The sequence below is a fragment of the Flavobacterium sp. LHD-80 genome, assembly GCF_030929605.1.
In the GTDB taxonomy this organism is placed as follows: domain Bacteria; phylum Bacteroidota; class Bacteroidia; order Flavobacteriales; family Flavobacteriaceae; genus Flavobacterium.
Genome location: NZ_JAVFVS010000004.1, coordinates 1 through 26764 on the forward strand (window position 1 = coordinate 1; position 26764 = coordinate 26764).

Sequence of the window (26764 nt, forward strand, 5' to 3'; positions counted from 1 at the left end):
GAGCCGTAAAAGTGATGGCAGTAGCCGCATTCACAACCGCAGTCACTGTATTTGTAGAACAGCCAGTCGTCTTGTCTGTAGCCTTGAAGACATAGCTTCCTGCTCCAAGACCAGTAACCGTAACGACATTTCCTGAAACCGAAACAGAAGTCGGAGCCGGAGTCGGAGTTATCGTATAATTAAAATTACCTGTCGAGCTTGCTCCAGTAACTGTAAATACTGCTGTACCGTCAGTATTGCCAACGCATTTTACATCCGTGCTTGACTGCGCTGCAGAAATAGTAGGTGCGCCATCAATAACAATTGAACCACTTTTCGCACAGCCGTTTGCATCCTTAACTTCGAAAGTATAATTTCCTGCGCCCAGTCCTGAGAATGTTCCACTTGTATTTGAAGTTCCTGCACCAGGCCCAGCTGTAATAGTATATGTAAATGGCGAAATTCCACCCGCAAGTGGGCTTACCGTCACGCTCGTAGTTGCATTTGTACAAGTAATCGCCGCTGGAGTAGTAAACTTAACTCCTGTTGGTGGATTGAATGCCGGAATAGTGATTGTTTTTGTAAGCGTACAACTATTAGAATCCTGCACTGAATAAGTGATCGTCTGAGCTGAAGAAGTCAGTGTAACAAGCAATGTGTTTGTTCCTGTATACGTGGTACTTCCATTAAAACTGTATTGGAACACGCCTGTTCCACCACCTGCTGTAACCGTAATTAATGTAGTAGGACTACAAGTGGTATTTGCAGGGAATGATGCTGAAGATGTAACTGCTAATGGATTTGCTAAGTTAACTCCAATAGATTTAACACATTTAGTATTAATGTCTCTTACATAAAAAGTATAGCTTCCTGCTGCGAATCCTGTAAAAAGTGGGTTGTTAACATAAGTCGTTCCATTTTTGCTGTACTCAAATGCTCCTGTACCTCCACCTGGCTGCAATAATACAGTTCCTGTAGAATCGCCATTACATTTTGGATCTGTGTTTTGAGATCCCAAAGTAATCGCTGTAAGTGGGTCAATAGTTGCATCGCTTGTTGTTACACATCCTTTAGCATCTTTGATTTGAAATTTATAATAACCTGGAGTTAAAATAGCGTATGTAAAAGTATTTCCATTGCTAGCTGGCTGTGTTAATGTTCCAGTCGTTGCTCCAGATACAATTGTTACTGTATATGGTGTAGTACCTCCTCCTATTGTTCCTGTAATAACAGCTCTATTATTTGGCGCAGCATCACAGTCTATTGGTGAGGTAACAGTTGAACTTGTTACCAATTCATTAATTATCGTTTGAGAAATTGGAGCTATTAAGGTACAACCATTACTATCCGTAATATCGAAAGTATATGAACCAGATTGTGTAGCATGATAAGTAAAATTAGGTCCGTTAAATGGAGCACTCTCGCCGCTTTTTGAACCTGAATTAAATTTCACATTATAGGTATATGGTGCTAATCCACCGCTAACTTGTACTGTAATGTCTTGTCCTGTACCAGAATTGAAGCAGGTAGGAGTAGTTACGAAAGTTGCTGTAGGTTTTACTGGATCAGAAATAGTCACATTCGCAAAAACATTTCCTGGGCATCGATTCTTATCACGAGCATAAACTACATAATCTCCTGGAGCAATATTAGTAAATATCCCACCACTAGGTATATTATAGTCAACTACAATTGCACCATTTGACTTCTTCGCTAATTGGTATTCATATGGAGCAGTTCCAAATGTTGCCTGAGCAGTAATTGTTCCGCCTAAAAGACATGTAGCAAGCTGCGTAACATTAGCAGAAACTTGTAAAGCTGTTGGAGCTGTAATATCTTGAGAGAAAGGCAAAGTACAGCTTGAAGCTAAATTTTCGTAACGTACTCTTATTTGGTAATTTTTCTCTACTAAACCAGTAATTGTAACACTACCACTAGTTGATTCAGGAACTGGTACATGAGTTTTCCAGGTTGCTCCATCTATTGAATATTGAAATCCTTTCTTTTTATCAAAATTTTGAGCCGATATCGTAAGTTGGCCATTTGTGTCTCCTTTACAAAGAAGATTTTTTACTCCTGTAATTTCAGCAGAGAAAGCTTTTGAACCATCAACATTGATATCGAAATCTTGTACAGTACCACATGCCCTAGGTATTTGTCGTACCCAGATATCATCCATTACTAAGTCGTTACCATTATATTGAGTACTTCCTGAACGAATCTTAAACGTTAGGTTAGTATTATTACCCGGATTTAATGATAATGTCTTTTGCAACCACTTGTTTCTTTCATTACCATCTTTATTTCCGGCAATTACTCCTGTTTTATCCGTGGCCACTACATTACCTGCAGGATCTACTAATTCAATAATTAAATCTGGTGATGCTCCGTCGACTCCTTTTTTCAATAAATTACCAACATATAAGTCAATCATAACAGGTTGATTCGGAATCACATCTGTAATTGGCATACTGTATAAAACTCCATAATCACCAGCTGCCTCTCCAATGTTGACATGTAATAATCTTCCATTTGCATCTCCTACTCCAGCTGTATTATTTGGATTAGTAGTGTGATCTTTAAAGTGAAACCACGCACCATTTCCAACGTATGTACTACCACTGTAATCATCACCTCTCCAAAAGAAACTAGCAACCGAATATTGATTGTCTTCAACTGAACGTACAACTTTTGCGTTACAAGTATAAGGAGCGTTCACCCTTTGATCATTAAAACAATACGTACTTGCAATACCTGGCGTTGTAGTTGTTCCACCACTTCCAAAAGTTTCGATCAATAAATTACTATAGGTCGAAACGTTTAATACAGTATATTCTACCGTTACAGTATGTGGTCCTTCACTAACATTTAAAAATACATTAGATGGTGTATTGTTGTTAAGGAATCCATCCATATAATATTTATAGCTGAACTTCGAATCTGGAACTCCACCGTTAACTTGTACAGTAGTCGTTGCCGAGCCATCACAATTAAATACGGGATCCAAAACTTTAATAGTTGGAGGCGCTGGTTTTTCATCCAATTTAATACCAGTCATATCATACGTACAACCTACAGCATCTTTTATACTAAAAGTATAAGGTCCAACTGGATCAATATACATTTCGTTAGAATTGCTCCAAGGTGACCCCATAAAACTATATTGGTACGGAGGCACTCCTCCTTGTGGATTCACGATACGTGCCAAACCTTGTTTTTCTTTTCCAACAGGACCACAACCCGATAATGCTGCAATACCAGCAGATGCTGTCAAAGGGGTAGCAGCACCAACAGTTGTCATGATTGCTGGATCGACACAATAAGCATCATTTGCACCACTTACACCTGTTTTTTTGTATTGCACCACTACATAGTAAATACCTGAAACAAGATTTGGAAAAACATTACCAGTTTTAAAAGTTGAACCATTGTCAATACTGTATTGAATATCTGTAAAGCCATTTGGAGCAGTAACATTTACCGTTATGCTTCCTGCTGCACCTGTACAGGTACCATCCACTTTATCAACTTTGTAAACTGGTTTATCAACTGTACCAATACTAATAGTTTTATCGGCTGTACATCCATTACCATCTTCAACACGAATGACGTATGACCCAGCTTTTGCAACTGTAATGATATTGGTAACGTTAGCTACATTCACAAATCCTGTGTTGTCTATATTAACATAATATCTGTATGGTGCTTTTCCACCTGTAACAGATCCTGTAATTTCACCAGTAACACAAGGAGTTAAGCTTTTTGTTAATGTTGATGTATTTTTTAATACATCCGGAGATGCCGCAATTGTAAGATCTATCTTTTTGTCTACGGCACAAGAGCCTTCAATAGAAGTTTCAACAGTATATTTTCCTGCCGCTAATCCAGTAAATGTATATTCTGGAATTTTTGTCGCTGGAATCGTTATAGTACTAGTACTAGGACTAGGGCCTGTTAATTTATAAACATATTGCAAATTAACATCAGTAGCAAATACTCTAATGCTTCCAAGATCACCACTACACTTTGCAGAAGTAATCTGACTGTCAACTACAAAAGTGGTACTCTTAATTACAATATTTGGAACCTTAAAATCACAAGAACCTGACACACCTGCCAATCTGATAAATACATTATAGTTTCCTGCTGAAGTAACATTAAAAATATTGCTTGACTGCCAAGTTGTTGGTGGCGAAGGAGTAGAAGTTATTCCGTACTCATATCCAGAACCAAAACCATTAACTGTAATTTTTCCATTAATGGTACAAGTACTTCCATATTTAATAATATCATTTTTCGCAACCGCTCCAGGATCTAATGTGTTTTGATAAACATTAAAATAAAAAGTATATGGAGTTCCTGCGCTATCTACTATTCGAACACGAAACTGTCCAGCAGTGTTGGCAACAAAATCAACACCAGTTCCTACTGACAACCAACAAGAAGCCGCTGCTGTTTCATTGGCACAATTCGAATTTGAAACATTTAAACAAGTTCCTCCTACGTCAAATTTTTCCCAAACTATCAACTGAGGATTTACTAATCCTGTTTCGATTTTTCTTGTTTCATTACTACCGCAAAGAAATAATTTTGGCAACTCTTTACCATCATTTGGACAGATCGAAACCGTTCCAAGATAAGGTGTCTGAGCATATTTAATTGCTGGATTCACCATAGGCGCTGCTGGTTTATCGGCGCCATTATCCTTATTAGAAGTTACATCAAATTGATCATTAGGCAGATTATTTGAATTTAAGAATAAATTCTCGTTTAGGTTCGTACTAAACTTTGAATTATATGCTATCATATTTTGCGAGTAGGATGCAAAATTGAAAAGCATAGCTAAAACAAAAATCAACGTTCTTAAAATAGTAGGTTTTTTCATAATCATTCTTTTGTTTACTTACGTCTTATCCGCTAAGGGGCATTAGTTAATAAAACAATTAGTATTCTATTTATTATTAAGGCCTTTTTCCCTCATTAAAAAGGCCTGATTGTAATCTATGATTTATATTAATTTTCAACTTTTACGATGGCCATTTTGCCATTATAAGGTTTGTTACCTTTTGCTTCTAATGCTTTAGTAGCTTCTTGCAAACCTTCATATTTCTCGTAATAGATGTAATACTTACTTGTTGCTACATTATAGAAGAAATTAATATCTGTACGTCCCGCAGCAACTGCTTTAGTCAGGAATTCATCTCTTTTTTCAACACTGCTGTGAACAGCAACAATCATGTAATAACCACTTTCAGAATTTTTAATATTCTTGATAATCTGCATATTTGACTGGTCTTCGCCAAAATCAAAATCACTTGCTGTTAAAGGTGTAGTACTAATTTTAGTTGTTTCCTTAATTCGCTTAAGTGCTGCTAGATCCTGATTGTATCTTCCTTGATCATTTTCGTAAGCTGCACGTTTAATTCTACGTTTTTTCTCAATTTCAGTTTCAGCTTTAATACGTTCTAAATTCGCTAATAATGCTGCACTGTCCGTTTCCATTTTTAATTGCGCTGCTTTCAACTGATTTATCTTTTCTAGATAAGCTTTGTTTAAAGCGTCATTTTTATTCGGAACTTTTTTAAGTCTTTCGTTGTACAAATTCGTCAACTTCGCAATTTCATCTTTTTGAAGTCTGTTAGCCTCGGCAATATTTACTTTTAAAGCTTCTAACTGACTGTTTTCTGCAGCAACACTTTTAAATGGTTTTGGCTCTCTATAGATTCCTTTTTCACTTAAATCATTTTCCTCTCTTAAGTCATTCAAATCTTTTTGTTTATTAGCAATTGTCGCGTTAAACTGAGCTAATAAATCATTTTGATTTTTGCTAGAAGCGTCTAGAGACTCTGTTAAATTATCAATAGCTTTTGCTGTTTCATCTTTTTGAGCCGCGGCTGCTTTTGCTGCTGCTAATTTGGCTAATTCTGCTTCTTCAGCTTGTTTGGCCTGTAATGCTTCAGCATCGGCTTTTGCTTTTGCATCTGCTGCTAATTTTGCTTGTAACGCTTCTGCGTCAGCTTTTGCTTTTGCATCTGCAGCAAGTTTAGCTTGTAAAGCTTCTGCATCGGCTTTCGCTTTTGCATCGGCAGCTAATTTTGCTTGTAATGCTTCTGCATCCGCTTTCGCTTTTGCATCTGCAGCAAGTTTAACTTTTAATGCTTCTGCGTCAGCTTTCGCTTTTGCATCAGCAGCTAATTTTGCTAAACGAGCTTCTTCATCTGCTTTAGCCTTAGCTTCTGCTGCTTGTTTCACTTGTAATGCTTCAGCATCTGCTTTTGCTTTTGCGTCGGCAGCAAGTTTAACTTTCAATGCTTCTGCTTCTGCTTTTGCTTTTGCATCTGCTGCTAATTTTGCCTGACGAGCTTCTTCATCTGCTTTGGCCTTAGCTTCTGCAGCTTGTTTCGCCTGTAATGCTTCTGCATCCGCTTTTGCTTTAGCCTCAGCAGCAAATTTTGCTTTCAATGCTTCAGCGTCTGCTTTCGCTTTTGCATCAGCTTCTAATTTTGCCAAACGAGCTTCTTCAGCCAATTGTAATTGTTTTGCTTCAGCTTCCGCTTTTGCTTTCGCAGTTGCCTCAGCATCAGCTTTTACTTTAGCATCAGCAAGAAGCTTAGCTTGTAACGCTTCCATATCGGCTTTTGCTTTTGCATCTGCAGCAAGTTTTGCCTGTAATGCCTCTGCATCTGCCTTCGCTTTTGCATCGGCTGCTAATTTCGCTTGTAGTGCTTCAGCGTCGGCTTTTGCTTTTGCGTCAGCTGCAAGTTTTGCCTGGCGAGCTTCTTCTTCAATTCTCGCTTTTTCTTCAGCAGCTTGTTTTAGTTTAAGTGCTTCTGCATCGGCTTTTGCTTTTGCATCTGCAACAAGTTTAGCTTGTAAAGCTTCTGCATCCGCTTTTGCTTTTGCGTCAGCAGCTAATTTTGCTTGACGAGCTTCTTCATCCGCTTTTGCTTTTGCATCAGCTTCTTGTTTCGCTTTAAGAGCCTCAGCATCTGCTTTCGCTTTTGCATCTGCAGCTAATTTTGCCTGGCGAGCATCTTCCTCTTCTTGTAATTTTTTTGCTTCAGCATCAGCTTTGGCTTTTGCCGTAGCTTCAGCATCTGCTTTAACTCTCGCATCAGCAATTAATTTTGCTTGTAATGCTTCCATATCAGCCTTCGCTTTTGCGTCAGCGGCAAGTTTAGCCTGAAGTGCTTCTGCATCAGCTTTGGCTTTTGCGTCAGCAACTAATTTTGCCTGTAAAGCTTCTGCGTCAGCTTTTGCTTTTGCGTCAGCGGCAAGTTTCGCTTGAATTGCTTCTGCATCGGCTTTAGCCTTAGCATCAGCAGCTAATTTTGCTTGTCTTGCTTCCTCTTCCACTTTTGCTTTCGCATCAGCAGCTTGTTTTATTTTCAATGCTTCAGCATCCGCTTTTGCTTTTGCTTCTGCAGCAATTAATGCTTGTCTTGCTTCAGCATCCGCTTTTGCTTTTGCATCAGCAGCTAATTTTTCTTTTAAGGCAGCATCTGCAGCGGCTTTTTCTTTCAAGGCTGCCGCAGCTTTCGCTTTATTCGCAGCATCGATTGTCGCCTTCGTTTTTGCTTCTGCTGCTGCTTTTGCTTTTGCTTCTGCAGCTAGTCGAGCCTGGTATGCGTCAGAATCTGCTTTCGCTTTTGCATCGGCAGCTAAAATTGACTGTAAGTCGGCAGCTTCTGCTTTTGCTTTTGCATCTGCTTTTCTCTTCGCCTCTGCAGCATCAGCTTTTGTTTTTGCATCTGCAGCTAATTTAATTTTCAATGCTTCCGCATCTGCTTTCGCTTTAGCATCAGCCGCTAATTTTGCTTTTGCAGCAGTTTCAGCATCTGCTTTGGCTTTGTCAGCAGCTAATTGTGCTGCTGTTTTTTGAGGTGCAGCATCTGTTTTAGCTTTTGTAGCTTCAGCATCTGCTTTTGCTTTAGCGTCAGCAGCCAATTTTAATTTCATTGCTTCGGCATCTGCCTTTGCTTTATCGGCAGCTAACTGTTGTGGTGTTTTTGCAGCTACTGCTCCAGGTTTGTTTGCAGCTGCTTGAGCTCTTGCAGCTGCAGCTGCATCTACTCTAGCTTTATTATCTGCAACCAATTTTAATCTGCGTTCTTCTGCATCTGCTCTCGCTTTATCTGCAGCTAATTGCGCTTGTGTTTTTTGAGTCGTAGCAACTGCTCTGTTTGCTGTTGCAGTTTGTGCTCTTGTTGCTGCTGCGGCATCAGCTTTTGCCTTTGCATCTGCAGCAAGTTTTATTTTCAATGCTTCAGCGTCTGCTTTTGCTTTATTATCTGCTACTAATTTTGCTTTCGCTGCGGCTTCAGCATCAGCCTTCACTTTTTCAGAAGCTGCAAGTCTTGCTTGTTTCGCTTCGGCATCGGCAATAGCTTTTGCTTCAGCAGCTAATCTTGCTTTTTCTGCACCATCTACTCTTGTAACTGGAGCTGTTGTTGTTTTCTTAGCCATTACAGGTTTTGGTTTTGAAGGATCAATAAGAGAACCTTCATCATCATCGCCGTAATAATAATTTTTGCTTTTAAATTTATAGGCAATTGCAAATTCGTGAGAACCTCCCAAATTTGTAAAGTTGCCGAAACCTCTTTCGTAGTTATACTCGATCGCAATACTTGGTGAAATATTAACACCTAAACCTGCAGAAACTCCGTATAAGGTATTATAACCAGCTTGTGCCCAAACTCCTTGTGGAATGGCAATCATTGCTAGACCTGAAAGAACTGTTTTATCTTTTTTGATTTCTGTTTTTATTATACCAGAAAATTTACTTCTGTCAAAAAATCCGTAGCTGTCAAGGTAACCTGTGTACATCCCATGAAGTTCAATCGCTCTTTCCGGATCTTCTTTTATCATTCCACCACCAAAATTGTAAAGAATAAGATTGTTTACCGATAATCCGAAATCAAGAAAAGCATTTCCATAATTAATACCTGGATTTACTGTTAACATCGTATTTGAAGGATAATCGCCATTTAGAATATTTGGATCATCAGATATAATTTTTCCTTTGTCCAAACCACTTTGATAAGCTCCAACGTTTAAACCGAAAGTTAAATTACTGTCTTGCTCCAAAACAATATTATGAGCAAAGTTCACTACTCCGCCAAACACAGTCATCAATCCGTAGTTTTGTTGAAATAATCCTATAGCAAAAGCTTCGTTTTCTCTAAAACGGCCTGAATAATTAAATAAATAAGTATTTGGTGCGTTTTCAAACTGAACCCATTGTCTTTTATTATAGAAACTTACATACGGATTTGATTCGCGAACAAAACTAAATGTTGGGTTGATTAAATATCTATTAAACTTTAATGAATTCCTGATAGGTAATGAAAACGAAACAACTCCATTCTCAGTTGTTTCCTGGGAATAGAGTGCATTTGAAAAACCGTAAAATAAAGTTATGAATAGTAGGATTTTCTTCATATTATTTTATCACAGTTATTGATCCTTTTTTTTCACCTGTATCTGATTGAATAACATAGTAATAAACTGGATTTACATTTTTAAAATCTTTAATAAACGAATTAACTTGGGGGTCATAATTGCTTCCAACATCATTAAACATCATTTCTCCGTTGGAACTAATAATCATCAATTTAGTATTCGCGTTTTTGTATACATCAGGAATATTCCAGTATGGATAACTGCCACTTAAGCTTACTATATTTGGAATTACCGTTGTTGGTGGGGCCGGGCCGGTAATTTTAAACAGAAATTCTTTTGTAGCGATACAACCTGAAACCTGTGAAATTTTAACTTTATAATTACCTACTGCGGCTACCAAATAAGAATTACTTGTTGCACCCGTAATAAGATTTTCATTTAAAAACCATTCATATGTTGGACTTGTTGCATCAGTTGTGACACTAACAGTTATTGTTTCACCCTCATCAAGTTTAACTTCATCAGCAACATCAATACTTGCATTAAATCCGTTTGAGCTCAAATTAATACTTCCTGTTGCTTTACATCCACCAAAATCAACTTCGACTGTATAAGTTCCAGATTCATTAGTTGTGTAATTACGAGTCGTAGCTCCATTTATTACAGTTCCATCTTTTCTCCAAATATAACTATTACCAGAAGTTGCAGTTAAAACTGTTCCTGTACCGTTAGCGCAAAATGGATTTCCTAAACTTGAAGTAACTGTAGTTGCTGAACCTGAACTTGATGAAACAACATTTACGTGATTAGAGCTAATATTTACGTCGCTACAAGCACCATAATCAATAACTACGAAATAATCTCCAACAGCATTTACCGTTAATGTTTTACTGGTTTGTCCTGTAATAACAATATTATCTTTATACCATTTGTATTTAAGATTCGGATAATTTGCCGGTGAAGAAGCTGGAATGGTTGGCGTATCATTGTCTACAGAAAGCGTTATAGATCCGCTAGAACAAATCGCTGCATTAATTCCTTTGTTATTGATAGAAAATTTAGATTCGTACTCTTTGTAATAAGCTGGAAAAGAAGTAGCTCCTAAAGAATTTTTAAATCTCGTACTAGTGAAACCTGTAGAGCTTTTAACTCTCATTCCATATGTTTCAGATCCAGTAAGATTTACTGGAACAGCAAATTTTATTGTTTGCTGCGTTGCAGAAACATCGACAGGTGTTCCTAATAAAGTAGTACTAATTGGGGTATTTGCATTGTCTAAAAGTTCGATAACGAATGTAGTACCGGCAGGAAAATTTACATAACTGAAAGTCGCATAAAATTCATTAAAGCTACTTCCAGCACATAATTTTTCAAGACCATCAAGCTGTTGTGGCACTATCGTCTGGGCATGCGTATTTGTTTTAGTACATAAAAAAATACTAAAAAAAAGGAAAAAACGAATTAAAGACAAAGTAGTTTTTTGAATCATATAGTTCTAGTTCTTGCTAAGTCTATATTTTCAAAAAACAAGATATCGATGAATGTTTCTGAAAAATCATATTTATAGTTCTCAATAATGTCTTTTGCAAGAACAGAATAAGAAGCTGTAATTGATGATTTTTCTTGGCATTCTGAAGATTGATTCTTCGCATCACTTGTTGAAGCAAAGCTGTCCTTGGGGATGGACAGCTCCACTGCTAACTGATTAGAATTATCTAATTTGCTGATCACAGATGTATCAGCTGTTTCTGGTTTTTGGTTGTTGTTACACGCCGTTACAATGCATTTTAAGCCATTAGAAACAGTAGTGTTCTCTGATGTACTTTGTGCATTTATTGTAGCAATAGGCGAAACCAAAAATATAATATAAATAAAATATTTTTTTATAGATGGGGCCATTATGTTCTGATCTTTATTTGGTCCTGTACGAGACTGACATAAATTGTGTCTGGGGACTTTATTAATAAAATTTACGCTCTGAAATAAAAATCTAAACTTATCTATTTTCCGCTAGACGCTGTAATTTTTCCTAATTGTAATCTGAAATCTGGTTTTTTAGGATTGTAAATATCAATAAATGTTTCTTTGTTATCACTTTGTGACATAACATTGAAAAACAGAGGATTTCCGTACCAGCTTTCTAAATCTTCATTGTTAGAATTGAATTCTGTAAAGATGTTTCCATTACATAAATTGAAATACATTTCTTCAATTTTGATTTTCTTAAGATTGGCATCGTTGATTTCAGTTTTACTGTCTATCAAAACGGCTGGGTTGAATCCAGAGATTACACTTCGCTTCATTTCAAGAGAAGAAGTTTCAGCAACATAAATTGCTTCTTTTACTAAACCTGCCTGAATATCAGCCTTAATGTTCTCACTATCATTTAACATTGTGATATTTGTTGCAACAACAAGAGTTTGTTTTTTAGTAAAATCTGTTTCGCTTTTCTTTTCGAATGATTTTACTTCCATACAACGAGATCCATCTTTATTACTTGATAAGTAAGATGATCTAACTGCCAATGAGTTAAATAAACGGCATTGAACACCTTGAGTAAATTTATAATCGTCGTTGATTGATTTGTAAGAAACTAATTTAGTAGCGTTTACATCGCCTCCGAAGAAAGCAAATGAGTCACCGCCAGAGTAGCTTACCATTACATTTTCAAGTATCGTTTTAGCACCAACACCAGCAATAGTCAAACCATTGAAAGTATCTGCGCCTTTAACTTTTTTTCCTGCAAATTCGATTCTAACAAATCTTAAAACACCAGAGTTTCCGTTTACGTTATCACCACCATAAGTAGTAAGCGTAGGATCAAGGTCTAAGTTATAAGAACCAACATTTCCAAATTTATTGATTGGAGCATCACCAAGAAGTACAATTCCACCCCAGTCACCAGCTTTTTTCTGGCTTCTGTTTGAAGTAAATACGATTGGGTCAGTTTCTAAACCATCTGCAACAAGTTGTGCACCTTTTGTAACTACCAATGTTCCTTTTGTTTCGAAATCACCAATAATTAAAGTTCCAGGTTCGATACTTAAAACTGCATTGTTTGTAACATATACGTTGCCTTGTAAAACATAAACATTCCTCTTCAGCAATTTAGTATTAACAGAAATGTTTCCTGCTAAAATTTGGTTTGCTTCTCCATACTCTACTTTGTTAGGCTTAAATTCGGTCCAGTTATTCAACCAATTGTTGTAGCCCATAATTCCTTTCTCTTGCTGAGCACTCATACTAGTAACTGTCAAAAGAACGCAGATCATTTGAGTAATTTTTTTCATGATAAGGGGGTATTAGGGTTAATAATAAATTTGGGTATGCGTAAATGAAAAAACTCATCTCGATTTTTCTGAAATAATCAGAACACATCGAGAACGAGTTATTTTTTATCGCTCTTTTAAAATGTTTTTCGAAAATCTAAATCATCTACGTAAACAAGTCAAAAAAGGTTTTAAAAATATATTATTTATTACATTTCGTTCAAATCGTTGAACTCGTGTAATGATTTCAATGTGCTTTCGTAAAATAAAATTGCCGCGATCAAGTTTCCTTTATCTGAATAAGGCATCATCTTTCTTTGGAAATCTACCGTAGTATCCAGGAAAGTTGTAGTACCAACCGCTTGGTTGTCTAATACTTTTTTGTGTTCACTATCGTCCGGAATACCTAAGTCGGCCATAGTAACACCTGGTTTAGTAACCAAAGCAATGTAAGGGAGAGTTTTCACTAAAACTTTAATACGCTCAATGTATAGTTCCAAAAGTTCTCCTTTTTGCATACCACTCAATTCTTTTTGATCATGGTATTTTCTGATAAGAGCTGTTGTACTAATGATACTTCTTGGAGCATTTTTTGCCTGCGCTGAAACAGCTGCAGTTGTTAAGAAAAAAAGTGTACTTAATAAAATAATTTTCCCTTTCATAAATTCTATTTTTAGTAGTAGTTGATGCAAACAAAAATATATAATTTAACTTAAATTGCAACTTTATTGAATTCTTTTTTCAAAAAAAATCCTTAAAAAAAACTTAAAAAACAGTCGTATGTCGAGAAAATGTGCGTTTTAACGAGGGTTTTGTTAAAATTGTTAAATTCAAAACTGTAAGATATTAACTATAAAAAACTATGTGTTTTTAACTTTAAATAACTAAAAAAACCTTACGTTTATCGTTTTTGGCAAAAAAATATTAACAAAAAAGTCTTCATATCTACTCGCGTGAAGTAATTTATTAACAAAATAAAGTTGACATAACTCAAAATTTTATCCGAAAAAACATTCTCATTTTTTCAAATTTGATCCAACTCATAATCTTTTAATCTAAAATTTTTGACTACATCATTTTCTTCTATCTTTGTCTCATGCAATTTTCTCAAATTTTAGGTCAGGATTATATCAAAAGTCACTTGATAAAAAGTGCATCTTCAGGACGAATTCCGCATGCGCAATTATTTATTGGGCCAGAAGGAAGCGGTACTTTATCAACCGCAATAGCCTATGCGCAGTACATTTTGTGCAATAATTCCGGAAACGAAAATGAAAATGGAAACGAGTCGTGTAATTTGAAATTTCAAAACATTTCGCATCCCGATTTGCATTTTATTTACCCAACCGTTACGACGGAAGATGTTAAAACCAAACCAAAAAGTTTAGACTTCATTCAGGATTGGAGAACATTTATTCAGGAAATGCCTTACGGAGGGTTGTTTGACTGGTATAAAATCTTGGGCGTTCAAAACAAACAAGGCGAAATCAGGGTTGAAGATGCACAAGAAGTTTTAAAATCGCTTTCACTGAAATCCTACGAAGGAGGTTATAAAATCATGATTATTTGGATGGCCGATAAGATGAATATCGCAGCTTCAAACAAGCTTTTGAAACTTCTGGAAGAGCCTTCAGATAAAACCATTTTTATTCTGATTTCTGAAAATGAAGAAGATATTATTCAAACCATTCGTTCTCGTTGTCAGGTAATTCACTTTAACGGACTTCCAGAAAAAGTAATTGCAGATGCCTTAGTTTCACGCGAAAATATCGACCAAAATTCAGCAAAAAAAATAGCCCATCAGGCTCAAGGAAATTTCAATAAAGCAATGCATTTGTTGAAAGAAGATGACTCTGAATATCCTTTTGAGCAATGGTTTGTTAATTGGGTTCGAGCTGCTTTTAGAGCAAAAGGAAATGCTGCCGCAATTCAGGATTTAATTTCCTGGAGCGAAGAAATCGCCGGACTTGGGCGAGAAAGCCAGAAAAAATTTATTCAGTTTTGCATCGAAATGTTCCGTCAAGCTTTAATGCTTAATTATCAAGCACCAAGCTTAGTTTATATTGAGCCGAAAGTAGACAAATTCAAACTTGAAAATTTTGCGCCTTTTGTGAACGGAAACAATATTCATGAAATTTTCAAAGAGCTTTCAGATGCTATGTATCACATTGAAAGAAACGGAAATGCAAAAATAATTTTAACCGATTTATCAATCAAACTTACACGTTTAATTCATAAAAAATAGTTTACATATGAATAATGTTGCCTCTATCTTAATTCTAGCATTTTTAGCCTTAACGTTCTTACAATCAGGATACGAAAAAATATTTTATTGGAACGATAATGTTACTTGGCTAAAAGAACATTTTTCGAAAACAAGATTAAAAAATCAAGTCCCTCTTGCACTACTGCATCTTTTAATTCTAGAACTAATTTCTGGAATTTTATCAGTTGTAGGAGCAATTCAGCTTTTATTAAACAGTGGCAGAGAATTTGGTTTTTATGGCGCCATTTTTTCGTGCATCAGTTTGTTAATGATGCTTTTCGGACAAAGATTAGCTAAAGATTACGATGGAGCGAGAACAATCGTAATTTATTTTATACCAGCTGTAATGGCGGTTTACTGGTTGAATTAAAAATCAACCTTTTTTAAAAATAAGCCACTAATCATTTTAATCTGTGATCCCGATAGCTATTGGGAGTGGCAAAAACAAAATTTTATTATTAAAAAAATGAATCCAAAACACCCTTCAGAATCCATAACTATTTTAACAGATTTAGTTTTACCGAGCGAAACAAATCCTTTAAACAATCTTTTTGGTGGCGAATTATTAGCCAGAATGGATCGTGCGGCAAGTATTGCGGCCCGCAGACATTCACGCCGAATTGTAGTAACAGCTTCTGTAAATCACGTTGCTTTCAACAGAGCCATTTCTCTTGGAAGTGTTGTTACAGTCGAAGCAAAAGTTTCAAGATCATTCAAAAGTTCGATGGAAGTTTTTATCGACGTTTGGGTCGAAGACCGCGAATCTGGAAGCAGAACAAAAGCGAACGAAGCAATCTATACTTTTGTCGCTGTTGATGACACTGGAAGACCTGTTGAAGTTCCAGCAATTATTCCAGAAACCGAACTGGAAATCCAGCGTTTTGATGCTGCCCTACGACGTAAACAGCTAAGTTTAGTACTCGCAGGCAAGATGAAGCCATCTGAAGCAACCGAATTAAAAGCATTATTTTTATAGTGCAAATTGTTGCAATTTGTAACAATTTGAAGGAATCAAACTTCAAAAAAAGAAGTATTTTTACAAAATTATAAGTCGCTCAAAAAAAGAGGGAAAACATTCTTCTTTATTTTTTGACGACTAAAAATAACCATTTAGATAATTTAAGAAAAGATGAGTTCAGACAAAGAAGCCAAATTAAAAGCATTACAATTAACGCTTGATAAACTTGACAAAACCTACGGAAAAGGAACCGTAATGAAAATGGGCGACAAAGCTATTGTGGAGGTAGAAACGATTTCTTCTGGCTCTCTTGGCGTTGATTTAGCTCTTGGAGTTAATGGATATCCAAAAGGAAGAATTATTGAAATATATGGGCCAGAATCGTCTGGTAAAACTACTTTAACTTTACATGCAATTGCCGAAGCTCAAAAAGCAGGTGGAATTGCAGCTTTTATAGATGCTGAACATGCTTTTGATAGAAATTATGCAGAAAAATTAGGCGTAGATATCGAAAACTTGATCATTTCTCAGCCAGACAATGGCGAGCAAGCTTTAGAAATTGCTGAAAACTTAATTCGTTCTGGAGCTATTGACATTGTGGTAATTGACTCGGTTGCGGCTTTGACTCCAAAAAGTGAAATCGAAGGTGAAATGGGAGATTCTAAAATGGGTCTTCACGCGCGTTTGATGTCTCAAGCTTTGAGAAAATTGACAGGAACAATCAGTAAAACAAATTGTACTGTTTTCTTTATTAACCAATTAAGAGAGAAAATCGGTGTAATGTTTGGAAATCCTGAAACTACAACGGGTGGTAATGCATTAAAATTCTATGCTTCTGTACGTTTAGATATTCGTCGTTCTTCTCAAATTAAAGATGGAGAAAACGTAATTGGAAACAGAACTAAAGTTAAAATTGTTAAAAATAAAGTGGCACCGCCTTTTAAAACTGCTGAATTCGACATTATGTACGGAGAAGGTGTTTCTAAAACTGGAGAAATTCTTGATTTAGCGGTTGAATTTGAAATCGTTAAAAAAGCAGGATCTTGGTTCAGCTACGGAGATACAAAATTAGGCCAAGGACGTGATGCTGTTAAAGCTTTAATTAAAGATAATCCTGAATTAGCTGATGAATTAGAAGCTAAAATCAAAGATCATATGAAAGAATTGGCAAATGCCTAAAACTTTAAAAGTCTGCAGTTTGCAGACTTTTTTTTTGAAACCCGGCAGGATAAAATCTTGTCGGGTTTTTTATTTGCAAAAAAAAAGACAAAAGTTCACGCAACCATTCAAAAAATATTCATCTAATAAATAGTAATGCAATTTTAATTGGCATCGCCATAAGTGCCATTTAGAAAATTTTTAGAATGAATTTGGTTGATTTGTTTTTAATAAAAATCCGTTGGTTGGTTTGGTGCTGACGGGTTTTTATTCTCTTTGGAAAAAAAAGTTTGATATCTCACGCAACCTTTTTCATTTTTTGCTCTCTATAGTAATGTGACGTTAACTTGAGTTTTAACCAAACTCTTTATTATCAACCAATAATGTTTTTTAATCATGAAAGAGAAAATAGAAGTGTTGTACAGTAAAAACCGAAGAAAAACCAAATTGAAATTCAAAAAAGTATTACGATTTATTTCGGAAAAAATTATTCACAGATAAGATTTTGAATATAAATAAGGGGTTATTTTAGTTCAAAAGAAAACCCGGTATTCCTGATGCTTAAGGATTACCGGGTTCTGTTTTTAAAAACGATTTTTTCGAATCTTTCTGCTCAAATTCAAGCAATCCATCATAAATCAAATGTCTTACTTGGTCGCGGAGTTCTTTTCTGTTTTCGCTTGTCAATCCGCTTGTTTCAACAAATGGCAGTATTCTTGCACGCATTTTACCAGGGCTTCCGCTTAAAAAAGTATATGAAAAACGTTTTTTATTATCTGGAAAAACAATCGGAACAATTGGAATCTGGTGATCAATTGCTAAACGAAAAGCACCGTCTTTAAATTCATCCAATAAAACACTTTCATCATCTGGAACACCGCCTTCGGGAAAAATACAAATACTAAGTCCTTGATTAAGTCTGTTTTGCGCTCTTTTGAAAACTTCATTTTTACTTTTTGAAGAATTTCTATCTACTAAAATACAAGTCCTTTTGTAGAAAAATCCAAACAACGGAATCTTCACCAATTCTTTCTTTCCAACAAAAACAAACGGATTTTTAATAATCGCCAACATCAGCATAATATCTGTCATCGAAGTATGATTGGCGACGATCATATAGCTTGTGTTTTTAATAAGCTTTTGCTCGCGCTTTACTTTGTAATAAAAACCCATGCCGTAAAGGATAAATTTAGACCAAATGCGGGCCATTTTAAAAAAATAGGGGTATCCGCTCTCTGATATGATAGAAATCAGTAAAAACGGCAACATAATCAATATCGGAATGGCCATTAAAACATAAAACCAAATGCGCCACAAAACCCAAAAAACAATTTTAAATATTTTCATAGCTTCAAATGTAAGAAAACGGGAGTGAATTTAGATTTTTAGATCATTAGATTTTTAGACTTTTTTTGAAAAAAAACTTTAAATCATTCAGATGTTTAATAAACTTTGCGGACTTTGCGAAAAACTTTGCGACCTTTGCGTTTAGAAAAAATAAACTTGCAATCTTTGCAGTTAAAGAATAAGAAAAACTAGAATGGCAAAAATACTTACTGGCGTTCAGAGTACTGGAACACCGCACTTAGGCAATTTATTGGGAGCAATTATTCCTGCAATTGAGTTATCAAACAATCCGGCAAACGAATCTTATTTGTTTATCGCCGATTTACATTCAATCACGCAAATTAAAGACGGTAAAACTTTAAGAGAAAATACATATAGCACTGCTGCCGCTTGGCTTGCATGTGGTTTAAATCCTGATAAAGTTACTTTTTACAGACAATCTGATGTAACTCAAACTGCCGAGTTGACTTGGTATTTAAGCTGTTTTTTTCCGTTCCAAAGATTGACTTTGGCACATTCATTCAAAGATAAATCAGATCGTTTAGACGACGTTAACGCTGGACTTTTTACATATCCGATGTTAATGGCAGCCGATATTTTGTTGTATGATGCTGAATTTGTTCCTGTTGGAAAAGACCAATTGCAACATTTAGAAATTACACGTGATGTTGCTTCTCGTTTTAACCATCAAATGGGAGAAACTTTTGTAATTCCAGAAGCTAAGATTCAAGAAGACAGCATGTTGATTCCTGGAACTAATGGTGGAAAAATGAGTAAATCTGCTAATAACATCATCAATATTTTTCTTGATGATAAAGTTTTACGCAAACAAGTTATGAGTATTGAAACTGACAGTACTCCACTTGAAGAGCCTAAAAATCCGGATACCTGCAACGCTTTTGCAATTTATTCTTTACTTGCGAATGAAGCTCAAATTGCTGAAATGAGAGCCAATTATTTAGGTGGAAATTACGGCTACGGTCATGCCAAACAAGCTTTGTTTGAATTGATTACAGAAAAATTTAAAACCGAAAGAGAAAAATACAATTACTACATAAACAACCTTGAAGAAGTAGATTCGTTACTGAAAAAAGGTGCTGCAAAAGCTTCAATCGTTGCCGACGGAGTTTTAGCAAAAGTTCGTAACGTTCTTGGATTTGAAAAATAAAAAATCAAACAAAAAAAGCCTGAAAGAAAATTAATCTCTCAGGCTTTTTTATATTCTATAATTAGACTTCTAAGCTCGTGCCAACGCCATAATCACGCGTAAAATAATCACTATAATCGCAAAGATTGACCAGCCAGAAAGGCCTGAAGAACCTCCAGAATCAGTTACTCTTTCGTTTGCTACATCAAGAGCATCTTTGTTTTTTCGGAACAAATTATTCAGTTCAAAATTAACTGCATTATAATTCACTAATGATGAAATCATTGGGTTCATTAATTCATGTCTCACTGCCGAATTACTATGCAAATTATAAACCTTGTTGTAAACTGTTTTAATTTTTTCATCTTTTTCAGCAGATCTGAAATGAGAAACTAAAACATAAAAACTGCGATATTTAAGGAATTCAACTGTTCTATTTATATCATTTAATTGCAAGCTTCCATTAATTGAATTTGCTGCAAAATCAAGCTTTTCAGATAATTTCTTGCTTAAATTTTCCAAAGAATTTTCAGGAAGATATTCCTTAACTTCCAAAAGATCATCAATGTTATCAAATCTATTTTGTTCAATCAATTGATCTAAAATTGAATCTAAATCTTTCGATAAAAATTTATCAATAAACGCCTGAACATCAGCTTTACTGGAAGAAACTGTATAATCAGAACTAAATCTGTTACGTGAATAATTCTTTTTAGAAAAGAAATTATATAAGATTCGATTGTTAGAAATAAACAACAATTGTCCAGCAAAATTAGTCATCGCTAAAACTAAATTATCGCCTAGATCTGGCTGTAAATTTGAGTTTCCTGAGCGTTCAATTTCAAACTGTCGTCTTGCTTTTTCAATGTCTTCGGGGCTGAAATCTCTCAGGTTTTCTTTGTAGATTCCGGCATTTTCAAATAGTTCAATTATATTCATTTAACTTTAGGTTTTTGGTTAAACAAATATATTCTTTAAATCATTTAATCCTAATTTCAGTGTTAAAAAAACACTTAAATAGCCTCAAACATTTTGCCTGGCAAGGGTCGAATTAATCCTTTGAGTTCCATATTTAAAAGAATTCCAGATATTTTAAAAATCGGGAAATTACACTCTAAAGCAATTATATCTAATAGTTCTTTTCCGTTTTTAATCAGGAAATTATAAATGTTTTCCTCATCAGGATTCAACTCAACAAAAAGCTGTCTTTGAATTGTTTTTTGCTTATTTTCAAGATCCCAATTCAGGACATAAATCAAATCGGCCACACTTGTAAGTACATTTGCTTTTTGCGTTTTAATTAAATCATTGCAACCTTGACTGTATCTATCAGAAACACGTCCCGGAACAGCAAAAACTTCACGATTATAATCATTAGCTAAATTGGCTGTGATTAATGATCCTCCTCTGTCTGCAGATTCTATCACAATTGTTGCCTCCGTCATTCCGGCCACAATTCGGTTGCGACGCACAAACTTCTCTTTATCAGGATTTGAAGAGCTCCAAAATTCTGTAATAAATCCACCGTTTTCTTCCATTTTTGCAATATACTTTTTGTGCGTTTTGGGATAAATTTGATTTAATCCATGTGCCAAAACACCAATCGTCTGCAAGTTATTTTCCATCGCTAACTGATGTGCCACAATATCAACACCATAAGCAAAGCCACTAACGATTACAGGATCTAGTGGTACAAGATCTTCAATAAGTTTTTTACAAAAATCAATTCCGTAAGAGGTAACTTGTCGAGTCCCTACAATACTTATTATTTTTTTTCCTTTTAGATCAATATTTCCAGAAGTAAACAACAAAACAGGTCCATCAATACAATGTTTTAGGCGCTCAGGATAACTTTCATCTTGAAAATACGAAACATTTATTCCATCTGATTTTATAAATTCGAGTTCTTGATTTGCTTTTTCAAAAACAGTTTTGTCTTTCAAATTTTTAAGCAAAACAGAACCAACTCCATCTATTCCGGCAATTTGAATCGATTTTGCTTTAAAAACTGCTTCGGCACTTCCACAATGTGTCAGTAATTTTTTCGCCATAATATCACCCACTCCATCCACTTTAAGTAAGGCTAACAAGTAAAATAATTCCTGGTCTGACATTGTTTAAAAATATTATGTAAAATAGAATTAAAAACTAAAACAATTTAAAGCTGCAAATATGGTTAATTTAAAGTAATTTCTTAATAAATTTATAATTTTATACTTATGAGCATTTGTTAAATCTCATTCATCAATATTTAAATAATTGATAATTAATTGTATATAAAATAATCTCAATTGTTAATAAAAATTGTGAATAAAATTTTGATAACTATATTCGTTCCATAACTTTGTTACTATGAAAATCGAAACTTACATAGGACAGTTATTGTATCGTTATCAGTGTGTAACGGTTCCAGGCTTTGGTGCATTTTTGACGGAAATTCAGTCAGCGCAGCTGAATGAAAACACTAATTCTTTCTCTCCGCCAAAAAAAATGATCACTTTTAACAGTCATTTAAAAAACAATGACGGTTTGCTTGCTAATCATATTGCACATGCTGAAAAAACATCATACGGTTTTGCTGTAAGCGCTATTGCTTTTGAAGTTTTAAGCTGGAAAAAAACACTTGAAGAAGACGGAACAATCAGTTTAAAAAACATTGGTGATATTCGTTTGAATTCTGAAAAAAATATCATTTTCACACCAAATGATCAAACAAACTATTTAGCAACTTCGTTTGGACTAAGTCCGTTTATTTCTCCTGTTATCAAAAAAGAAGTTCTTGAGCGCAAATTAGAAGTAATTTCGGAGAAAGAAACTGTGGCTCTTTATAATGATGAAGAAACACGTTCGTCAAATTCGTTCCTAAAATATGCGGCTATTTTTGTTCTAGGACTTGGAATTACAGGAAGTATTGGATATCCATTATACCAAAATCAAATTGCATCGCAAACATTAGTTGTTGAAAGCGCTGTTCAGAAAAAAGTAGAGAACAAAATTCAAGAAGCGACTTTCTTTATTCAAAATCCTTTGCCAGCAGTAACGCTTTCTGTTGATTCTGCAAAAGTAGAATCGCCTGAAGCTAAACTAATGCCGTACCACATTATGGCTGGTGCTTTTAGAAGCGAAGAAAATGCACGAAAAGCATATAACCAATTGATTAAAGATGGTTATCAGGCGCGAATGCTTGGTGAAAACAAACATGGCTTATTCCCGGTTTTATACGGAAGTTATGCAACAATGGCCGAAGCAACAAAAGCTCAAAAAGAAATACAAAAAGGCGAAAATCCAGATGCATGGATTTTAGTCGAAAACTTATAAATTCCAAAAAAAACTGGTTCAATTGAATCGGTTTTTTTTTTGCCTTATTCTATTGTTTAAAAGGCGTAAACTTTCCGTTTTAAATCTCATCCACTTATAATTTCGTTTTTAATAAAACTTAAAAAAGGATGAAAAAAATATTCAAAACGTTTGCCGTTGCAATGCTCTTTCTAAATTCACAATACTTTATTGCGCAACAAATTAATAAAGATCAAACACAACAAGAATTAGAGTTTCAAAAAGCTGAAAAAGAAGCGCTAAGAACTTCGGCAGAAAATCATAGAAAACTTGATGATCGAATTTCGGAATTAAGCAAACAGCAAAAAGAGCTTGAAAAACAAAAAAAAGAAGTAGAATCAAAAAAGAAAAACCTAACCAAATCTGAAAATAATCTGAAGTCAACAAAAGACAAAATCAGTAAACTTGAGAAGGAAAATCAAAAAATTGAGAACAAAATCAACACGACTTCAATTTCAGAAGAAGAAACAACGAAACAAAGGCTAAAAACCAAAGAAAACGAGGTAAGTATTCAAAAACTAAAATTAACGCAAATAACGCAGCAAAAAGAGCTTGAAAAAGTCATGTATGCGCTGTAAACAAAAAGCCTATTCGAATTGAATAGGCTTTTTGTTTATCGTGAAACAATTTTTGCATCTTGAATTAGTATTTTTTTACTGCCTTGATATATCGTAAATCGAGCCGGAGGGGAATTTTTTTCGCCCAAAATTATAATTGCACATTCGTAAGTATATTTATCGTTTGTAAATTCATATTGGTGATTGCCACCGATACCTTCTACAATAAGTTTTCCGTTGTAAAGAATCATATCGGGCTTTTCGCTCATCTTTTTTCCAGCAGCCCATGATGCAAAACGATAATTTTTTTTACCTAGGTCATCGATTCTGATAGTAAATTTATCCGTTTCTAAAATGCATATTGGAGTCTGGAAATAAGCGATACTTTCATCTAAACCATTTTTCTGCGCGGCGATCAGTTTCTTTCTCAGATCAATTTCAAATTTCGACAAATAGTTCACTGCCGTCAACCTTCCGTCTACATCTAGCCAAATGCTTCCTTTGTCAAGCATTGTACCCCGCAAACCCATATCATACCAATTTTTTTTAGGGTTAGATTTTATGATTTCACTTTTAAAATTTGCATCAAACACTTCGTCGTACCGCTTTATAAAATCGGCTTTGTCGATTATATCAGGTATTGGATATTCCCGATTTAATGGGTAAACAACCAGATCTGCCAATGTTTCTTTTTTGTTGCTTTTTACGTTTTCAATAAACCGTTTTGCAAAAATCTGATACTCTGAACTTGCTTCTTGGGCAGATGCATAATCGCTGATTAAAATCGATAGAATTAAAAATAAATAGCTTCTTTTCATCTTAAAAATATTTTTTAATTAAAAACTAACTATCACAAAAACAATCAAATATAATCAAATTAAATTTAGTATTTTTTAGAGTTACTCCCTTCAATAATTTGTTTGACGTGGAACAATTCTAAGGCAAACAAAATTATTTTAGTTTTCTATTTTACATAATGTTTTTATAGGAAATCTAAAATCAGTTTATGCTGGCTTTAAACATTTTAAGTTCATCCCAAGTAAATTCATCACCGTATTTTTCCTTCAACGGACTCAAAGATTCTTCTTGATAAAACTCAAAAGCATCACGAAGCGCCAGAATTTTATCATCTGGAAGAACATCAACAATATCCACTTTTTTAGTCTGAATCAGTTTAATTAAATGCGTCTCGACTGTTTGTACGGTCAATTTTCTGATGCGTGCAATATCTTCAATAGAATTTTTCTCGATCCACAGATCGTATGTTTCTTCTACAGTGGTTTTTTTTATCGCTTTTTCAGCTTCTTTATCAGCTTTTTTATAAGAATAACGCGTAACAGGCTCTTCAACCTGAAACATGTCGGTATTCGACATTTTAAATTCCTCTTTGATTTTAGAAATTTTATCGGTTTTATAATTTTTTATCGCTGGAGAAGTCAGACTTTCTTTACTGATTGTTTCACGGGAAACTACTATTTCAACCAACAGTTTCGCTTTCATTAAACGTAAAACAGCTTTTGTTTGTAAATCGTCTAACAACGACAATTCTTCATAAAATTCCTTAACCTTTTTAAATTTTTGAATTTCAGCCATTTTACTTAAAAGATCTGTAACCAGCTTATCCATTGGCTTGAAAAAATAATCGTAAGCCGCCTCTACTCTTTCTTTTACAAAAACCAAATCGACAGTTTCACTACTGAAAATCTTATTAAGCTGATTTATAAATTTCTGCGAAGGATTTACTAGCGCTTCGATTGTGTCCAAACGTTTGTGTGCCCACGCCGAATGTTTAGCTTTTTCAGATCCCGTTGCATTTTCATTATAACTGAAACGGTGATTGCGCCATTCTTGTGCTAAATCTGTCCAATTAAAACTGTTAATCAAATAGTTGTGAATAAAATTTTTAGTTTCAAAATGAAGCGAATTTTTCAAATCATCTTCCGAAGCTTTGTTCAAAGCATAATCCATCACATCTTGATCATTCGAAAGTCCGTTCATTTGTATCGAAGAAAGCAAAATAAGCCCATTTAAAGACGTTAAACGCGAAAGTGCGACATATGCCTGTCCGGGCAGAAAAACTTGCGATACATCGAGCGCTGCTTTCTCAAAAGTTAATCCTTGACTTTTATGAACCGTAATTGCCCACGCCAATTTTAGCGGATAATGTGCAAAAGTTCCTAAAACTTCTTCTTCAATTTCCTTTGTGAGCTCATTTACTTTGTATCGGATATTTTTCCACTCGTATTTTTCGACTTCAATGGTTTTATTTTCTTCTGGAAAATGAACAAAAATCTCTTCTGCTGAAAGCGATTTAATGATTCCCATTTTTCCGTTGAAATATCGCTTTTCAAAAGACAAATCATTTTTGACGAACATAACTTGTGCGCCAACTTTTAATTTCAAATTCTCTTCAACTGGAAAAATTTTCTCGGGAAAGTCGTGAACTACAAAGGGTTGATAAGAAAATTCAATTCCAGGTAAATCATTGATTGCCTGTTCATTGATTGCATCTGCCTTTGCATTGTGCGTTGTTAGGGTTATAAAACCGGGGTTCATTTTTAGGTCAAAATCGGGTTTTACATATTGATTTAAAACCTGAACGTCCTCTTTTGTAATTTGGTTGTTTCGAAGATTATTTAAAACAGAAATAAAGACATCATCACTTTGACGATAAATCTTAGACAATTCAATATACAAAGGCGGATTTTGCTGAATTACATGTGAATGAAAAAAGAATTTTCCTTTGTAATAGTTACGCAAAGTTCGCCATTCTTCATCACGAATTACTGGCGGAAGCTGTAATAAATCGCCAATAAAAAGTACCTGAACACCACCAAAAGCACGGGTATTTCTTCGAACTGTCTGCATCATAAAATCAATAGCATCCAGTAAATCGGCACGAAGCATACTGACTTCATCAATAATCAACAGCTCCATATTTCGAATCACATTTCGCTTGACATTGTTCATTTTGAAATGCCTGCGTAGTGATTCTTTATTCTCAAATTTAACCGTTTCTGTAAACTGAGAACTTTCTTCGTAAGAAGGAATAAAAGCCGAAAAAGGCAACTGAAACATAGAATGAATCGTAACACCGCCGGCATTTAGCGCTGCAATACCTGTAGGCGCTACAACAACAGTATTTTTGTGCGTAGTAGCAATAATTTCACGCAAAAGCGTTGTCTTTCCGGTGCCCGCTTTACCGGTAAGAAAGATCGATTTTTGCGTTTGATTTATGAATTGTAAGGTGTAAGCAGCAGCTTCTGAAACGTTTTGCATTCTGGCAGATATTAAACGTCAAAAGTATCGCATTTTTATAAAAGAAAAAAACCTAAATCAGCAACT

Annotated in this window: 18 protein-coding genes; 7 read left to right on the forward strand and 11 right to left on the reverse strand. The window is 34.9% G+C overall.

The genetic code is table 11. The features are described from left to right. From RB619_RS04575 to RB619_RS04600, 6 genes are all read right to left on the reverse strand, one after another. A partial coding sequence (locus RB619_RS04575; RefSeq protein ID WP_308094738.1) for a hypothetical protein occupies positions 1–4864 on the reverse strand: 4864 nt, incomplete at its 3' end. Positions 4865–4992: 128 nt separating this feature from the next. Further along, complete coding sequence (locus RB619_RS04580; protein ID WP_308094740.1) at positions 4993–9420, reverse strand: type IX secretion system membrane protein PorP/SprF; 4428 nt, start codon at positions 9418–9420, stop codon at positions 4993–4995. Position 9421: 1 nt separating this feature from the next. Continuing rightward, on the reverse strand, positions 9422–10870 hold the full coding sequence (gene sprC / locus RB619_RS04585) for a gliding motility protein SprC (protein ID WP_308094742.1): 1449 nt from the start codon (positions 10868–10870) through the stop codon (positions 9422–9424). Beyond that, positions 10867–11280, reverse strand: a complete 414-nt coding sequence (locus RB619_RS04590; RefSeq protein ID WP_308094744.1) for a hypothetical protein — start codon at positions 11278–11280, stop codon at positions 10867–10869. Before RB619_RS04590 ends, sprC begins: the two co-directional genes overlap by 4 nt. Positions 11281–11381: 101 nt before the next feature. Continuing rightward, positions 11382–12671 carry a hypothetical protein gene (locus RB619_RS04595; RefSeq protein ID WP_308094746.1) on the reverse strand — a complete coding sequence of 430 codons (1290 nt, stop codon included), beginning with the start codon at positions 12669–12671 and terminating at the stop codon, positions 11382–11384. A 188-nt stretch (positions 12672–12859) separates the two neighbouring features. Beyond that, on the reverse strand, positions 12860–13312 hold the full coding sequence (locus RB619_RS04600) for a hypothetical protein (protein ID WP_026727351.1): 453 nt from the start codon (positions 13310–13312) through the stop codon (positions 12860–12862). A 434-nt stretch (positions 13313–13746) separates the two neighbouring features. Here RB619_RS04600 and RB619_RS04605 point away from each other — a divergent pair, with 434 nt between their 5' ends. The 4 genes from RB619_RS04605 (at position 13747) to recA (ending at position 17053) form a co-directional block, all read left to right on the forward strand. Beyond that, positions 13747–14895, forward strand: a complete 1149-nt coding sequence (locus RB619_RS04605) for a DNA polymerase III subunit delta' (protein ID WP_308094750.1) — start codon at positions 13747–13749, stop codon at positions 14893–14895. Positions 14896–14902: 7 nt separating this feature from the next. Continuing rightward, positions 14903–15286 (forward strand): DoxX family protein, encoded by a 384-nt coding sequence (locus RB619_RS04610; RefSeq protein ID WP_308094752.1) that lies wholly within the window; start codon positions 14903–14905, stop codon positions 15284–15286. A gap of 96 nt (positions 15287–15382) precedes the next feature. After that, complete coding sequence (locus RB619_RS04615) at positions 15383–15892, forward strand: acyl-CoA thioesterase (RefSeq protein WP_133523739.1); 510 nt, start codon at positions 15383–15385, stop codon at positions 15890–15892. A gap of 153 nt (positions 15893–16045) precedes the next feature. Continuing rightward, complete coding sequence (gene recA, locus RB619_RS04620; protein WP_308094763.1) at positions 16046–17053, forward strand: recombinase RecA; 1008 nt, start codon at positions 16046–16048, stop codon at positions 17051–17053. Between the two features lie 540 nt (positions 17054–17593). On the opposite strand, the gene RB619_RS04625 is transcribed toward recA, so the two are convergent. Next, positions 17594–18379, reverse strand: coding sequence for a lysophospholipid acyltransferase family protein (locus RB619_RS04625; RefSeq protein ID WP_308094766.1), 786 nt, complete (start codon positions 18377–18379; stop codon positions 17594–17596). Between the two features lie 193 nt (positions 18380–18572). Between RB619_RS04625 and trpS the strand changes: the two genes are divergently transcribed. Continuing rightward, the gene (trpS, locus tag RB619_RS04630) at positions 18573–19547 is read left to right on the forward strand and encodes a tryptophan--tRNA ligase (RefSeq protein ID WP_308094768.1); all 975 of its coding nucleotides are present in this window, start codon (positions 18573–18575) and stop codon (positions 19545–19547) included. A gap of 69 nt (positions 19548–19616) precedes the next feature. On the opposite strand, the gene RB619_RS04635 is transcribed toward trpS, so the two are convergent. Beyond that, the gene (locus RB619_RS04635) at positions 19617–20465 is read right to left on the reverse strand and encodes a hypothetical protein (protein WP_308094770.1); all 849 of its coding nucleotides are present in this window, start codon (positions 20463–20465) and stop codon (positions 19617–19619) included. A gap of 74 nt (positions 20466–20539) precedes the next feature. Continuing rightward, positions 20540–21640: a DNA-processing protein DprA gene (gene dprA, locus RB619_RS04640; RefSeq protein WP_308094772.1), complete on the reverse strand. Its 1101-nt coding sequence runs from the start codon at positions 21638–21640 to the stop codon at positions 20540–20542. A gap of 238 nt (positions 21641–21878) precedes the next feature. On the opposite strand from dprA, the gene RB619_RS04645 reads away from it, so the two are divergent. Both RB619_RS04645 and RB619_RS04650 read left to right on the forward strand, forming a co-directional pair. Further along, positions 21879–22844, forward strand: coding sequence for an SPOR domain-containing protein (locus RB619_RS04645; protein WP_308094774.1), 966 nt, complete (start codon positions 21879–21881; stop codon positions 22842–22844). A gap of 128 nt (positions 22845–22972) precedes the next feature. Further along, on the forward strand, positions 22973–23440 hold the full coding sequence (locus tag RB619_RS04650) for a hypothetical protein (protein ID WP_308094776.1): 468 nt from the start codon (positions 22973–22975) through the stop codon (positions 23438–23440). Between the two features lie 35 nt (positions 23441–23475). Here the strand turns inward: RB619_RS04650 and RB619_RS04655 are convergent, their stop codons facing one another. Both RB619_RS04655 and RB619_RS04660 read right to left on the reverse strand, forming a co-directional pair. After that, on the reverse strand, positions 23476–24237 hold the full coding sequence (locus tag RB619_RS04655) for a hypothetical protein (protein WP_308094777.1): 762 nt from the start codon (positions 24235–24237) through the stop codon (positions 23476–23478). Positions 24238–24418: 181 nt separating this feature from the next. After that, a complete protein-coding gene (locus tag RB619_RS04660; RefSeq protein WP_308094778.1) occupies positions 24419–26698 on the reverse strand; it encodes a helix-turn-helix domain-containing protein in 2280 nt (759 codons plus the stop codon). Positions 26699–26764 lie beyond the last annotated feature (66 nt).